Below are 15185 nucleotides of genomic sequence, written 5' to 3' on the forward strand. Positions count from 1 at the left end.
AAGCTCTACGAAATTAGTATAATGTCAGATTTTATTCTGGTGTTATTGTTTCAAGAGTAAATTCTTAAAATCACACTAGGCTTGGCCCCGTAGCAATGCAACAGGGCCACAAACGCGGATAGCTTATCGGCTACGGCGTGCCTTCACCGCTGCGGCCAAATCGCGCAGTACGGTTTCGGTATCTTCCCAACCAATACAGGCATCGGTCACGCTTTTGCCGTAAACCAACGGCTCGCCGCTTTCCAGGTTTTGATTTCCTTCCACCAGGTGGCTTTCGATCATCACCCCGATAATGGCTTTTTCACCACCACGCAACTGCTGGCAAACGTCCGCATTCACCTCAAGCTGTTTTTTAAACTGCTTGCTGCTGTTGGCGTGGCTGAAGTCGATCATCACGTTTGCAGGCAAGCCCGCTTTGACCAGCCCCTCTTTCACTTCTTTCACATGGGCCGCGCTGTAGTTTGGCTCTTTGCCGCCACGCAGAATAATGTGGCAATCGCCATTGCCGCTGGTGTTAACAATCGCGGAATGACCCCATTTGGTGACGGACAGGAAACAATGCGGTGCGCCAGCGGCATTAATAGCATCGATCGCCACCTTGATGGTGCCGTCGGTACCGTTTTTGAAACCCACCGGGCAAGACAGGCCAGAGGCCAGTTCACGGTGCACCTGGGATTCTGTGGTGCGTGCGCCGATCGCTCCCCAGCTCATCAAATCTGCCAGGTATTGCGGAGTGATCATATCCAGGAACTCGCCTGCAGCAGGCAACCCGCCGTCATTGATATCCAGCAGCAACTTACGCGCCAGGCGCAGGCCTTCGTTAATCTGGAAGCTGTTATCCATCTGCGGATCGTTGATCAGCCCTTTCCAGCCAACGGTGGTACGTGGTTTTTCAAAATAGACCCGCATCACCACTTCCAGCTCACCGTTGAGCTCCTGGCGCAGGGTCATCAGGCGTGCGGCATACTCTTTCGCCGCTTTGGTATCGTGAATGGAACAAGGCCCAATCACCACCAACAGGCGATCGTCATTGCCACGCAGGATGTTATGGATCGATTGGCGAGCCTGTGACACCGTCTCTGCTGCCTGAGCTGAAGCCGGAAACTTTTCCAACAGAGCCACCGGCGGCAGGAGTTCCTTGATTTCTTTAATACGTAAGTCGTCGTTTTGGTAATTCATCACTTTTCCATTCGGTATCGGGTGTATCGCACAGCGCGTAGAGTAGATTTTACCAATCTAGCCTGTGAGGCTGGCGCTGTAAATCACCTTTAGATCCCATAATCACCATCGGCAAATATTCAGCTCTCTACCAAGGCCGCCTATAATGAGCTAAGTAACGGCCAAACTTAGACTTTGGCACCTGACAAATTTTGCAAAAGGATAAGTAATGTCTGGAGCTTCCCATGTCCATCAGCCTAAAGACGGCAACAGTAAGCGCCTACTAGCCGCATTTTTAGTCACCACCCTTTTCATGGTTGTCGAGGCCGTGGGCGGATTACTTTCTGGCTCACTGGCGCTGCTGGCAGACGCCGGGCATATGCTGACGGATTCCGCAGCCCTGCTCGTCGCGCTGATGGCAGTGCACTTCTCACAGCGAAAACCCAACGCCCGCCATACTTTTGGCTATCTGCGCCTGACCACGTTGGCCGCCTTTATCAATGCTGCCGCATTACTGCTGATCGTCGTATTCATCCTGTGGGAGGCCATACGGCGTTTCTTCGAACCACAGCCAGTGATGGGTACCCCAATGCTGGTGATCGCCATAGCGGGTCTGCTGGCTAACCTGTTCGCCTTCTGGTTGCTGCACCGTGGCAATGAAGAGAAAAATATCAACGTGCGTGCCGCCGCACTACATGTTCTTGGCGACCTGCTCGGCTCAGTCGGTGCGATCGCAGCAGCCATCATCATTCTCACTACCGGCTGGACCCCCATCGATCCGATACTCTCGGTCCTGGTTTCCTGCCTGGTATTACGCAGCGCCTGGCGCCTGCTGAAAGAAAGTTTCCATGAACTGCTGGAGGGAACACCGCAGGAGGTAGATATCAATAAGCTGCAAAAGGATCTGTGCCTGAATATTCCGGAAGTGCGTAACATCCATCACGTGCATGTCTGGCAGATTGGTGAACAAAAGCTGATGACGCTACACGCCCAGGTGATCCCACCCCACGATCATGACGGACTGTTACGGCGCATCCAGGCTTATTTGCTGGAGCATTACCAGATTGGCCATGCGACGATCCAGATGGAGTACCAGCATTGTGATACCCCTGACTGCGGCATTGCGAGTGACCACTCACACTCCAGTCATCTGGGGCATCATCATTAACATCCAGGGGCGCTTGTTGCGCCCCTGGGGTACTAAGGTGCTGAAGAAAGCGGCTGGGAGTGATTCTTCGCGGCACTGCGTATCCATAGCCAAGAGCCATTGAGAGCAATCAGCGTCAAGATGACGTATTCCAGCGCCATGGCATAGACGCCCTGGTAAGCAAAGATCGCCACGCTGATCACATCAATCACTACCCATAGCAGCCAGTTTTCAACGTATTTGCGCGTCATCAGGATCATGGCGACGATAGACAGCACCATCATGGCTGAATCCCAGAACGGGAAAGCGTCCGGTTGCAGTTCTGGCATCTGTACGTTAAGGCCCAGCCCCTGCATGACCGCCACCGCAATCTGTGTCAGGTAGGCAAATACCCGGTCGATATTAAACGTCATCAACGCGATACCAACCACGCACACCGCCCCCCATGCCAATGCTTTAGGCAGCGGTAACCAACGGATCTGCAATTCGGCCTGATTATCCTGCGTCTGGCGGCTCCAGGCATACCAGCCATAAATATTGGCCACGAAGAAAAACAGTTGTAGCAACAGGCTGGCGTAGAGTTGGATCTGAAAGAAGATCACCGCAAACAGCGTGACGTTGATCAGGCCAAACAGATAGTTGATGATTTTCTCTTTACTGGCATACCAGATACAGAGTAAACCAAACAACGTGCCGATGGCCTCAATCCACGACAGATCATAACCCCCTGCACCAATCGGAATGTGGACCAGAATGTTGCCGGTGCTGAAAAAGCTCATGTGTCTTCCTTATTAAAACGTCAGCCTGGATTCAGGCATTGCCTTTAACCTGCATTTTCAACTGCGCTGCAAAATCCAGCATGCGGTTGAGCGGAATAAGCGCCTGGTCACGCAATGCGCCATCAACAAAAATCTCATGCTGTGAACCCCCTTGTTCCAGCCCTTCGGCAATAGCCTTCAGACCGTTCATTGCCATCCACGGGCAGTGGGCGCAGCTGCGACAGGTGGCACCCTCACCGGCAGTAGGGGCTTCAAACAGTTCTTTATCTGGACAAGCTTGCTGCATCTTGTAGAAGATACCGCGATCGGTGGCCACGATCAGTTGCCGGTTGGGCAAGGTTACCGCTGCCTGGATCAGTTGGCTGGTCGACCCGACGGCATCAGCCAGATCGACGATCGCCTGCGGTGACTCTGGATGCACCAGTATCGCGGCCTCCGGGTATAGGGCTTTCATACGTATCAGCGCCTGGGTTTTAAACTCGTCATGGACGATGCAGGCCCCTTGCCAGCACAGCACGTCTGCGCCGGTCTGTTTCTGCACATAGTTGCCCAGATGGCGATCCGGCGCCCAGATGATTTTCTCCCCCAGGCTATCGAGATGTTCAATCAGCTCAACAGCAATGCTGGAAGTGACCACCCAATCGGCACGCGCTTTGACGGCTGCTGAGGTATTGGCGTAAACCACCACTGTCCGATCAGGATGGCTGTCGCAGAATGCGGCAAACTCCGCCTCGGGACAACCGAGGTCCAGAGAGCACTCGGCATGCAACGTTGGCATCAACACCTGTTTTTCTGGGCTAAGGATTTTGGCCGTCTCCCCCATAAAACGCACGCCAGCAACCAGCAATGTCGACGCAGGATGTTGGCTACCGAAACGTGCCATCTCCAGTGAATCGGCGACGCAGCCACCCGTCTCTTCGGCCAGCGCCTGGATTTCGGGATCGGTATAGTAATGAGCCACCAGGACCGCATCACGCTGCTTGAGCAAGGTTTTGATCTTCTGTCGATAAAAAGCCTTCTCTGCGACGTCTAGCGGCACCGGTTTCGGCGGGAATGGGTATATCGCCGCATTGACATCAAACATTTCACTCATCGCTGTTATCTCTATGCTAGGCTGTGGGTCTGCTTTTAGGCCGTATCCTGCCGCTTGCTCAACCACCTCGTTTTATATACTAAACAAAATACCTAATTTTTAGCTAAAAGTCGCTGAACATTTCTTGATATGGGCAGATTTGTTTAATGGGCTGAAATTTTGGTTGAAATGAGAAGCTTTGGGAGTAAAAGATAACGGCTAGGAGCAGTGTTCTGTGGGAGAGTGGGCCTGGCAGGATGACCGGCTGCCGCCGTTGTCTCGCAAACGAGACTCGAACCTGAACGCAGGATCTCACCCGCACGACTGGTGCAATATGGTGCGCTGGAGTTTGGAATTTAGTACTTTGGAATTTTTAAGATGGTGGGTCTGGCAGGATGACCGGCTGCCGCCGTTGTCTCGCAAGCGAGACTCGAACCTGAACGCAGGATCTCACCCGCACGACTGGTGCAATATGGTGCGCTGGAGTTTGGAATTTAGTACTTTGGAATTTTTAAGATGGTGGGTCGTGCAGGATTCGAACCTGCGACCAATTGATTAAAAGTCAACTGCTCTACCAACTGAGCTAACGACCCACTGATGTGGTTTACTGCTTAACCGCGTTAGCAACGAGAGGAGGCTCGGCTGCAATTCTTTACCAGTTCATCAAGAATTGGTGGGTCGTGCAGGATTCGAACCTGCGACCAATTGATTAAAAGTCAACTGCTCTACCAACTGAGCTAACGACCCACTGACGTGGTTTACTTCTTAATACGAGAGCAACGAGGAAGGACTCGACTGCACATAATGGTGGTTCTAGCAGGATTAACGGCTATTGCCGTTGTCTCGCTTCGCTCGGTACGAACCTTTAACGGTTCTCATCCTCACGATTCCAGCTTTACCAACCCATTAAGAATTGGTGGGTCGTGCAGGATTCGAACCTGCGACCAATTGATTAAAAGTCAACTGCTCTACCAACTGAGCTAACGACCCACTGTCGTGGTGGGTGATGACGGGCTCGAACCGCCGACCCCCTCCGTGTAAAGGAGATGCTCTACCAACTGAGCTAATCACCCACTGTCGTGGTTACTGCTCCACTCTTTACCAATTCACTATGAATTGGTGGGTCGTGCAGGATTCGAACCTGCGACCAATTGATTAAAAGTCAACTGCTCTACCAACTGAGCTAACGACCCACTGATGTGGTTACTGCTGAACTACAAAATTCTAACTTCACAATTCGACAACGATATCTCATTACGAATTGGCGGGTTTGCAGGATTACCGGCTGTCGCCGTTGTCTCGCTGCCGCTCGGCTCGAACCTGCGACCAATTGATTAAAAGTCAACTGCTCTACCAACTGAGCTAACGACCCACTGTCGTGGTTTACTACTAATTTCCTTGCTGCTTTAACATCTTGCAAGTTGTCTTGGCAACGGCGGCATATATTACTAATTTATCTCAGCAGCGCAACCTAAATTTTGGCGCAATAGGTTCAACTGCTTGTTCTTCACGCGAATGAGCCCAGAATTCGGTCAAATCGACTAACTTCTGGGCTCAGTTTTTACTTACAAACTCGCTTCGCGTTTCTTGGCCTGCTTGGCTGCATCGCTGGTCGGGTACGATTTGATCACCTGCTGGTAAACGGCTTTGGCTTTATCAGCCTGCCCTTTTTCCTGCATGATCACCCCAACTTTATACATTGCGTCCGGCGCCTTGGGTGATTTTGGGTAACTCTTAACCACCACTGCATAATAGTATGCCGCGTCTTCCTTCTTACCCTTGTTGTAGTACAACTGGCCCAGCCAATAGTTGGCATTAGGCAGGTAAGTGGATTTCGGATACTGTTTTATGAAAGCCTGAAAAGCGGAGATCGCCTGGTCATACTGCTTTTTTTCCAGCGCCAGTGAAACAGCGGCGTTGTAATCGCTGTTTTCATCGCCCGTACTAGCCGCAGCGGCTGTCGCACCCGCAGGAGCGCTGCCAGCGCCGTCAGAGGACGCCGCGGCGGCTGTACCACCTGCGGCCCCTGCTGCTGCACCAGCGGAATTCTGTGCGCCACCCTGGCTAAGGCTATCCATCTGTTGATAGATCTGTTTCTGGCGTTCAACCACCTGATTCAACTGATACTGACTTTCCTGGATCTGCCCACGGAGCGTATCGATATCGCGTTGGTTGTCAGAGAGTTGTTGCTGGAGTTGGTTCAAAAGCTGGCCCTGAGCATTACTGATACGCTCAAGTGATGTGACACGGTCTTCGACCGAGCCGGACCCGACATTACTGATTGGCGCTTGGGCAGTAGCGGCCCATGGGACCGCTACGCCAACCAGTAACGCCAGACTCAACAAGTGACGTCTGAAGTTACTGTTCATGCGATTCTCTTAGTAAACCAGAACGGCACGACGGTTTTTAGCATAGGCTGCTTCGTCGTGGCCCAGTACTGCTGGTTTTTCTTTACCGTAAGAAACGATAGAGATTTGGTCAGCAGAAACGCCTTTGCCTTGCAGGTACATTTTAACTGCGTTAGCACGACGCTCACCCAGAGCGATGTTGTATTCTGGCGTGCCGCGCTCATCCGCGTGACCTTCAACAGTCACTTTGTAAGATGGGTTGTTACGCAGGAAAGCAGCATGCGCATCCAGCATCTGAGCGAACTCAGAGCTGACGTCATATTTGTCCAGGCCGAAGTAAACAATGTTGTTACGTTGCAGTTCTTGCATCTGCAGACGTGCTTGTTCTTCAGAAGACAGGTTGCTGCTGCCGTTTTCTGTACCAGTGCCAGCGCCCATACCGGATTGATCGTTATTAGCGCTTTTGTTAGAACTACAAGCTGCTACAGCCAGAACTGGCAGTGCCAGCAGAAGCCCTTTCAGCACTTTGTTCAGTTGCATTTCTTTGATCCTTTTATAGTTTTTGCCATACATATTTTAAACATGCATCACAGATACGGCGACCAGGCAGGGAATTTGACCTGTCCATCGGTTGCCGGAAGACGCGCTTTGAAGCGCCCATCAGTCGATACCAACTGCAGCACGGAGCCCATACCTTGCGTGGAGCTATAGATCACCATGGTGCCGTTTGGTGCGATACTAGGCGTTTCATCCAGGAACGTGTCCGTTAACATTTGAACGGCTCCCGATCCGAGATCTTGTTTGGCGATATGCTGAACCCCATTATTGGAACTCACCATCACCAGGAATTTACCGTCGAAGCTGACATCAGAGTCCTGATTCTGGGCACCTTCCCAGGTCAGACGCTGTGGTGCGCCGCCGTTGGCGCCAACCTTATAAATCTGTGGGCGACCGCCCTGGTCAGAGGTATAAGCCAGAGATTGACCATCTGGGAACCAGCTCGGTTCGGTATTGTTGCTACGACCATCGGTGATCTGGCTGATTTGGCCAGAACCGAGGTTCATCACGTACAGGTTCAGACTACCACTTTTGGACAGAGCGAATGCCAAGCGGCTACCATCTGGAGAGAAGGAAGGCGCACCGTTGTGACGTGGGAATGAAGCCACCTGACGGATTGCACCATCAGACAGATTCTGGATCACCAGCGCTGATTTACCGCTCTCAAAAGTCACGTAGGCCAGTTTGCTGCCATCCGGCGACCAGGCTGGTGACATCAGTGGCTCTGGTGAACGATGTACTGGAACCTGGTTAAAGCCGTCGTAATCCGATACGCGCAGTTCGTACGGGAATTTCCCGCCGTTGGTCTGCACCACGTAAGCGATGCGGGTACGGAATGCGCCCTTGATGCCGGTCAGCTTCTCAAATACGCCATCGCTGGCGGTATGAGCCGCATAACGCAGCCACTGTTTGGTCACTTTAAACTGGTTTTGGGCCAATATTGTGCCAGGCGAACCTGAAGTATCGACCAGTTGGTAGGAAACCAGGTAGCTGCCGTCGGCACCAGGTTGAACCTGACCAACCACTACGGCGTCGATGCCCAGCGCAGTCCAGGCCGCCGGCGTCACTTCAGACGCGGTGGTTGGCTGCTGCGGCATACGTGCCACATCAATCGGGTTGAATTTGCCACTGTTACGGAGATCTGCGCCAACGATCTGGCCAACATCTTCCGGAGGCGTGCCTGGGCCCGCCCATTTAAAAGGCACCACGCCAATCGGGCGAGCAGAGTCGACCCCTTGGGTGATTTCAATGCGAACTTCCGCGTGCAGCACGGATGCCCACAGAACAATAAGACCTAACGCTACTCGAAATGCCTGCTTCATCTCATCTCCCTTATCCAGACGGTATGCCTGCGATAATTTAGCAGAATTTTAACAAACCAACGCCAACAACACTACATATTCCCTGTTGGTTACCTTGGTACATCCATGCGTGTTACTTGGTAAAGATAATCATTATTTGGGCTCAAACCCAAGGGTAGCATTCTTAAAGTGCTGATAAACTGCATCACTTGGCGGTTTAGGAATACGCGCCTGCTTTGCTGCTATAATCGCAGCCTGACAAAGTGCTGGATCGCCTCCTGCAGACTGCACATCAATCAATAAACCATCAGGTGCAAGCTTGATGCGCAAATCGCATGTCTTACCTTCAAAACCCGCAGCATAAAATTTGCTCTGAATCGCATCTCTAATCTGGTTCTTATAACCTTCTATATCGGCACCGCTTGTACCCGCAGTCTTGGCATTACCCTCACCTTTCGCCTTGGCTGCGTCACCTTTCGTCTTGGCACCTCCGCCACCTTTCGGCGCGTTTTTACCATCGGCCAAGCTACCGAATAAGTCATCTACATCAGCAGACTGTTTGGCTGCTTCAGCAGCGGCCTTCTTCTTGGCATCTGCGGCTTTCTTGGCGGCAGCAGCCTTCTCGGCAGCGGCGGCTTTTTTCGCTTCTTCTGCGGCAGCTTTTTTCTCAGCGTCGGCAGCGGCTTTCTTCTCTGCAGCCTCAGTTGCTTTCTGTTCAGCGGCCGCGGCGGCTTCTTTCTTCGCCTCTTCCGCCTGCTTTTTAGCAGCGGCGGCAGCGGCCGCTTCTTTCTTGGCTTCCGCTTCGGCTTTCTTCTGCGCGTCTGCCTGCGCCTTGGCTATTTTATCCGCCTCGGCTTTGGCTTTCGCCGCAGCCTGTTCGGCTGCCTTCTGTTGTTCTTTGGCCTTCGCCGCAGCGGCTTCTGCTGCTTTTTGCTGCTCAGCGGCCTGCTGTTGCTGCTCAGCGGCTTTCTTCTGCTGTTCGGCCTGGGCCTTGGCGTCCTGCGCGGCTTTTTCCTGCGCGGCCAAACGCTCTTGTTCCAGTTCTTTCAGGCGCTGCTGTTCCGCCGCCTGTTTCTGCTGCAGCTCTTCAGCCTGCTGCTCCGCCTTCTTCTGGCGCTGCTTTTCTGCACGCTGTGCATCGCTGCTCTGTTGCTGCTGGCGGTTGTACTGCTCTACCACCGCCCCTGGATCGACCATCACGGCCCCGACCACGGAACCATCACCGCCGCCGCCTGCACTACTCATTTCAGTATTTTCGTACAGCGAACCCCAAATCAACAGGGCAATCAATAGAATGTGCAGAACCACCGAAACAATCACGGAGCGGTTCAGCTTATCATTTTGCTCAGTTGCCTTTACCAAAATAGAATCCCAAAAACTGCTGCTTAAACGGGGTTCCTGCACCACAGTGCAGGAACCGGGTTGCCACTGACCTTACGGTTAGATTGGCTGGGTCATCAACCCTACGGAAGCGACACCCGCCTGATGCAGAATATTCAATGCCTTGATAATCTCATCATACGGGACTTCCTTGGCCCCACCGATCAAAAACACCGTCTTCGGATTAGCTGCCAGACGCGACTTGGCTTCGGCCGCCACCTGCTCAGGCGGCAACAGCTCCATACGGTTGTGATCCACCACCAGGGTGTATTGGCCTACGCCGGAAACTTCCAGGATCACCGGAGGATTATCGTCGCTGGACACCGTCTTGGAATCGGTGGCATCAGGCAAATCAACTTCAACGCTTTGGGTAATGATTGGCGCGGTTGCCATAAAGATCAGCAACAGCACCAACAAGACGTCCAGCAGCGGAACAATGTTGATTTCCGACTTCAGCTCACGCTTGTTACGACCACGAACTTTCGCCATGCTACCCTCCTACTTCCTATTTGCTGTCGCTGGAGAAGGCCTGACGATGCAGAATAGCGGTGAACTCTTCCATAAAGTTGTCGTAATTCTGCTCAAGCTTGTTAACGCGCTGGTTTAGGCGGTTATAGGCCATAACGGCAGGGATCGCGGCAAACAGACCGATGGCCGTGGCGATCAACGCTTCGGCGATACCCGGAGCGACCATCTGCAAGGTGGCTTGTTTTACCGCGCCCAGGGCGATAAAGGCGTGCATGATCCCCCACACGGTACCAAACAGGCCGATGTACGGGCTGATGGAACCCACGGTGCCGAGGAAAGGAATATGGTTTTCCAGCGTTTCCAGCTCACGATTCATCGAAATACGCATCGCACGCGTTGCCCCTTCGATCACCGACTCCGGCGCATGGCTGTTAGCGCGGTGCAAACGGGCAAACTCTTTGAAACCGGAATGGAAAATCTGCTCTGAGCCAGTCAGGCTATCGCGACGCGCCTGGCTTTCCTGATACAGACGGGAAAGCTCGATACCAGACCAGAATTTGTCTTCGAAGGCTTCGGCGTCGCGAGTGGCCGCATTGAGGATGCGGGTCCGCTGGATGATAATCGCCCAAGAGGCCACTGAAAAGCATATCAAAATCAGCATGATAAACTTGACCAGCAGGCTCGCCTTCAAGAATAGATCTAGGATGTTCATGTCAGTCACTGCTTAAACTCCGCGACAATAGACTTAGGAAGCGCTATCGGCTTCATTTGGTGTGGATCAATGCATGCAATCAATACATCGGCCTGACTCAAGAGAGTACCGTCAGAATTAACAATGCGTTGAGCAAACGTAAGAGAAGCCCCGCGTATTGAGGTGATTTTGCTCTGCACTTCCAGCAGGTCGTCAAGACGAGCTGGTGACAGATAATCCACCGTCATACGCCGGACAGCGAAAGCGACATGTTCTTCACTGAGCAGCTGCTGTTGATGAAAGTTATGTTGACGCAGCATCTCGGTGCGCGCTCTTTCATAAAAAGCGACGTAACGGGCATGGTAGACCACACCACCGGCATCGGTGTCTTCAAAGTAAACACGAACCGGCCATCGAAACAACTTATTACTCACGAGACTTCCAAACCAAGGCAATTGAACGCTTGCTACTATACGCAAGACGGATCGGGTTGGGAATGGGTTACTGAATGGGAATGAAAATAATTATGGGCCTGAACGGCCCATAACAGGGGGGATGCGTAATAGATTATAAAGAAACGTAAAGTAATCCTGCGGCCAGGATCACAATTGCAGGTAATGGCGCGAAAAATGCACGCCAAAACGTGCTCTGATGCCGAAAGCCGACACCGTGAATGATGCCCGCACATACCGCCCAGATCAGCAAGATGCCCTGCCAGATCTCTAACGAGCTGGTACGTGCTGCAAAACGGCTAGGATCCCAGAAGATACATCCCGCCAAAATCACCGCCAACACCAATGAAAGGGCCCGAACCGGGCCCTTGTCGGTGATAGCGTACAGCTTATCCACCAGTGACGAACTCATCACTTACCGTCTTGCTGCGCTTTTGAATCTTCACTGTGCTCAAGCGCCAGCGCCGTGATGATACCGAAGGCACAGGCAAGAAGCGTTCCGAGGATCCAGGCAAAATACCACATGGTTTAGCTCCTTTTGCTTAGTACAGCGAATGCTTATTTTTTTCGATGAAGTTCTTATCCAGGCGACCAAACATTTTGTAGTACGCCCAAGCGGTGTACGCCAGAACGATTGGCACGAAGATAATGGCAACAACGGTCATCACCTGCAGCGTGAACAGGCTGGAAGTCGCATCCCACATGGTCAGGCTGACGTTAGGCACGGTGCTTGATGGCATAACGAACGGGAACATGGTTACCCCAGCCGTCAGGATCACGCAGGCAATCGTCAGTGATGAACTCAGGAACGCCATCGCAGCTTTGTCCAAACGGGCAAACAGGATAGTGAACAGTGGCAGAACCACGCCCAACGCCGGCAGTGCCCACAGGATTGGATACTTGTTGAAGTTGATCAACCAGGCACCTGCCTGATGAGCGACTTCTTTACGCAGTGGGTTGGATTCCGCTGCCGTATCCAGTGCTGAGGTGATCACGAAACCGTCGATACCTTTCACCAGCCAGATACCCGCCAACAGGAAGCATACGCCCATCACCAGCGCAGAAATCTGCGCCGCAGCGCGTGAGCGCAGGTGAATCTCGGCAGTGGTACGCATCTGCAGGTAGGTTGCCCCCTGAGTCACCAGCATGGTCAGGCTGACAATACCGGCCAGCAAACCAAACGGGTTCAGCAGTTGGAAGAAGTTGCCGGTATAGAACAGACGCAGATATTCGTCAATATGGAACGGTACGCCCTGTAACAGGTTACCGAACGCCACGCCGAACACCACCGCAGGCACGAAGCTACCAACAAAGATGCCCCAGTCCCACATGTTACGCCAGGTGCTGTTCTCCAGCTTCGAGCGGTAGTCAAAACCGACCGGGCGGAAGAACAAGGCAGCCAGCACCAGGATCATGGCCACATAGAAACCAGAGAACGCGGCAGCATAGACCATTGGCCAGGCGGCAAACAATGCGCCACCGGCGGTGATCAGCCACACCTGGTTACCGTCCCAGTGCGGGGCAATGGCGTTGATCATTACCCGGCGCTCGGTATCGGTTTTACCGATGATGCGCATCAGAATACCGACACCCATATCGAAACCATCGGTGACGGCGAAACCGATCAGCAGAATGCCAACCAGGAGCCACCAGATAAATCGCAGTACTTCATAATCAAACATATCTTGGACTCCTGTTTAGCGCGCTTCCTGCACGGCGGCAGTCGGTTGTTCAAAGTGGTAGCGGCCAGTTTTCAGGCTGCTTGGACCCAGACGTGCAAACTTGAACATCAGGTACATTTCAGCCACCAGGAACAGGGTGTACAAGCCACATATCAGCCCCATCGAGAACAGAATGTCGCCTGCGGTCAGCGAAGAGGTGGCGACTGCGGTTGGCAGCACCTCACCTATCGCCCACGGCTGACGGCCATACTCCGCCACGAACCAGCCCGCTTCAACGGCAATCCATGGTAACGGCAGGCCGAACAACGCAGCGCGAAGCAGCCATTTCTTCTGACCGATACGACCACGTACCACGCTCAAGAATGACAGGCCGATAATAAACAGCATCAGCACACCACAGGCCACCATGATACGGAAGGCGAAGTACAGTGGAGCAACGCGCGGGATAGAATCTTTGGTTGCCTGCTGGATCTGCGCTTCCGTTGCGTCGGTGACGTTTTCGGTATAGCGCTTGAGCAGCATGCCGTAGCCCAGATCCTGTTTGGTATCGTTGAATGCGGTACGCACTGCAGGATCGGTATTACCACCACGCAGCTCTTCCAGCAGTTGGTAAGCTTTCATACCATTACGGATACGCACCTGGTGCTGAGCCATCAGTTCGCGCAGACCGATAACCGGGGTGTCGATAGAACGGGTAGCAATCAGGCCGAGCGCCCAAGGAATTTGAATCGCGAAGGAGTTCTCCATTTTCTCCTGGTTCGGAATACCGAACAGGGTAAATGCGGCCGGAGCCGGTTGAGTTTCCCATTCGGCTTCAATGGCAGCCAGTTTGGTTTTCTGCACGTCCCCCATTTCGTAGCCGGATTCATCACCCAGTACGATAACGGAAAGGATAGCAGCCATACCGAAGCTGGCAGCAATGGCGAACGAACGCTTGGCAAAAGCAACGTCACGCCCTTTCAGCAGGTAGTAAGAGCTGATACCCAGCACGAACATCGCGCCGGTGGTGTAGCCAGAGGCCACGGTGTGAACAAATTTCACCTGAGCGACCGGGTTCAAAACCAGCTCGGAGAAGCTGAGCATCTCCATACGCATGGTTTCAAAGTTGAAGTCGGAGGCGATTGGGTTTTGCATCCAGCCGTTGGCGACCAGGATCCACAACGCAGACAGGTTTGAGCCGAGGGCAACAAACCAGGTGACCGTCATGTGCTGGATCTTGCTCAGGCGATCCCAGCCGAAGAAGAACAGACCGACCAGCGTCGATTCCAGGAAGAACGCCATCAGACCTTCGATAGCCAGCGGGGCCCCGAAGATGTCACCAACGTAATGAGAGAAGTACGACCAGTTGGTCCCGAACTGGAACTCCATGGTCAACCCGGTGGCCACACCCAGAGCAAAGTTAATTGCGAATAACTTGCCCCAGAATTTGGTCATATCTTTATAAATTTGTTTGCCGGACAGCACATATACCGTTTCCATAATTGCCAGCAAAAACGCCATACCCAGCGTTAATGGGACAAATAGGAAGTGGTACATCGCCGTTAAAGCAAACTGTAAGCGCGACAGTTCGACAATATCAAACATCTTGACTCCTTGCTCCTCGCAGGAAGACTCCGACTTGCGGTTATCGGTATTACTCCCGAAAGAGTAGCCGGTAACGCCCCGCAGTGAATGCCCTTAAACACAACAAAATTTGATCCAGCCTCTCCGCTTTCAACCGCACGTTCAGAGCCAGACCACGAGGGACGGGAGCAAAACGCACCAATGAAAACCGACAGCGGGTAACAAATGCAACAAGATCAACCATCCGTAATTACACAATGGCATGATACTCGCCAAAGCCCATACAATAAATAGGTATTTGCGTGACACAGGTTGGACTTTTGGCTACAGGTCAAAAATCAGCCTAAATAGGTAGCTAGGCCTATATTGATCTAAAACAATTTAAGCCTATCTGCATATTATTGCTAGGCTCATTACACATTTTACTGTAATTTCCCAGCGCCCATGTTAAGCAATGGTTTAATTGTTTTTTATTGATATCTTTGTGTTAAATAAATGTAATTTAAAATACCCTCAATTGTATTAATTCAGCATTACCATTCGATAGATATTAACTTTTTATTTTCAATGCCGATTACAGTGAGTT

Annotated in this window: 15 protein-coding genes and 6 tRNA genes; 1 reads left to right on the plus strand and 20 read right to left on the minus strand. The window is 52.4% G+C overall.

The window, feature by feature from the left end:
* Positions 1-123 precede the first annotated feature (123 nt).
* Complete coding sequence (gene aroG / locus N6G83_RS23610) at positions 124-1179, minus strand: 3-deoxy-7-phosphoheptulonate synthase AroG (protein WP_024530528.1); 1056 nt, start codon at positions 1177-1179, stop codon at positions 124-126.
* Between the two features lie 208 nt (positions 1180-1387).
* On the opposite strand from aroG, the gene zitB reads away from it, so the two are divergent.
* On the plus strand, positions 1388-2326 hold the full coding sequence (zitB, locus tag N6G83_RS23615; RefSeq protein ID WP_211136723.1) for a CDF family zinc transporter ZitB: 939 nt from the start codon (positions 1388-1390) through the stop codon (positions 2324-2326).
* Between the two features lie 32 nt (positions 2327-2358).
* Here the strand turns inward: zitB and pnuC are convergent, their stop codons facing one another.
* From pnuC to cydA, 19 genes are all read right to left on the minus strand, one after another.
* Entirely contained in the window at positions 2359-3084 is a 726-nt protein-coding gene (pnuC, locus tag N6G83_RS23620) for a nicotinamide riboside transporter PnuC (RefSeq protein WP_024530526.1), read from the minus strand.
* Positions 3085-3115: 31 nt separating this feature from the next.
* Positions 3116-4177, minus strand: coding sequence for a quinolinate synthase NadA (nadA, locus tag N6G83_RS23625; RefSeq protein WP_037375120.1), 1062 nt, complete (start codon positions 4175-4177; stop codon positions 3116-3118).
* A 496-nt stretch (positions 4178-4673) separates the two neighbouring features.
* Positions 4674-4749: transfer RNA gene (locus N6G83_RS23630), tRNA-Lys, on the minus strand.
* A gap of 78 nt (positions 4750-4827) precedes the next feature.
* A tRNA-Lys gene (locus N6G83_RS23635) sits at positions 4828-4903 on the minus strand.
* A gap of 167 nt (positions 4904-5070) precedes the next feature.
* Positions 5071-5146: transfer RNA gene (locus tag N6G83_RS23640), tRNA-Lys, on the minus strand.
* A gap of 7 nt (positions 5147-5153) precedes the next feature.
* Positions 5154-5229, minus strand: a tRNA-Val gene (locus N6G83_RS23645).
* Positions 5230-5273: 44 nt separating this feature from the next.
* Positions 5274-5349 (minus strand) — tRNA-Lys (locus N6G83_RS23650).
* A 69-nt stretch (positions 5350-5418) separates the two neighbouring features.
* Positions 5419-5528 (minus strand) — tRNA-Lys (locus tag N6G83_RS23655).
* Between the two features lie 193 nt (positions 5529-5721).
* The gene (gene cpoB, locus N6G83_RS23660; protein WP_021805256.1) at positions 5722-6525 is read right to left on the minus strand and encodes a cell division protein CpoB; all 804 of its coding nucleotides are present in this window, start codon (positions 6523-6525) and stop codon (positions 5722-5724) included.
* 9 nt (positions 6526-6534) lie between these two features.
* Positions 6535-7044 carry a peptidoglycan-associated lipoprotein Pal gene (gene pal, locus N6G83_RS23665; protein WP_021805257.1) on the minus strand — a complete coding sequence of 170 codons (510 nt, stop codon included), beginning with the start codon at positions 7042-7044 and terminating at the stop codon, positions 6535-6537.
* A 47-nt stretch (positions 7045-7091) separates the two neighbouring features.
* Complete coding sequence (tolB, locus tag N6G83_RS23670; RefSeq protein WP_024529349.1) at positions 7092-8384, minus strand: Tol-Pal system beta propeller repeat protein TolB; 1293 nt, start codon at positions 8382-8384, stop codon at positions 7092-7094.
* Between the two features lie 132 nt (positions 8385-8516).
* A complete protein-coding gene (tolA, locus tag N6G83_RS23675) occupies positions 8517-9725 on the minus strand; it encodes a cell envelope integrity protein TolA (protein ID WP_211135481.1) in 1209 nt (402 codons plus the stop codon).
* A 78-nt stretch (positions 9726-9803) separates the two neighbouring features.
* On the minus strand, positions 9804-10232 hold the full coding sequence (gene tolR / locus N6G83_RS23680; protein ID WP_024529347.1) for a colicin uptake protein TolR: 429 nt from the start codon (positions 10230-10232) through the stop codon (positions 9804-9806).
* A gap of 16 nt (positions 10233-10248) precedes the next feature.
* Positions 10249-10932: a Tol-Pal system protein TolQ gene (tolQ, locus tag N6G83_RS23685; protein WP_024483139.1), complete on the minus strand. Its 684-nt coding sequence runs from the start codon at positions 10930-10932 to the stop codon at positions 10249-10251.
* Entirely contained in the window at positions 10929-11336 is a 408-nt protein-coding gene (gene ybgC, locus N6G83_RS23690) for a tol-pal system-associated acyl-CoA thioesterase (RefSeq protein WP_021805263.1), read from the minus strand. Before ybgC ends, tolQ begins: the two co-directional genes overlap by 4 nt.
* A gap of 133 nt (positions 11337-11469) precedes the next feature.
* Entirely contained in the window at positions 11470-11766 is a 297-nt protein-coding gene (gene ybgE / locus N6G83_RS23695; RefSeq protein ID WP_024529346.1) for a cyd operon protein YbgE, read from the minus strand.
* The gene (gene cydX, locus N6G83_RS23700; protein ID WP_021805265.1) at positions 11766-11879 is read right to left on the minus strand and encodes a cytochrome bd-I oxidase subunit CydX; all 114 of its coding nucleotides are present in this window, start codon (positions 11877-11879) and stop codon (positions 11766-11768) included. The genes ybgE and cydX overlap by 1 nt, the downstream gene beginning before the upstream one ends.
* A gap of 17 nt (positions 11880-11896) precedes the next feature.
* On the minus strand, positions 11897-13036 hold the full coding sequence (gene cydB / locus N6G83_RS23705; protein ID WP_074027944.1) for a cytochrome d ubiquinol oxidase subunit II: 1140 nt from the start codon (positions 13034-13036) through the stop codon (positions 11897-11899).
* Between the two features lie 15 nt (positions 13037-13051).
* Positions 13052-14620, minus strand: coding sequence for a cytochrome ubiquinol oxidase subunit I (gene cydA, locus N6G83_RS23710; protein ID WP_021805267.1), 1569 nt, complete (start codon positions 14618-14620; stop codon positions 13052-13054).
* Positions 14621-15185: the final 565 nt, after the last annotated feature.

Source organism: Serratia sp. PL7 (assembly GCF_945957435.1).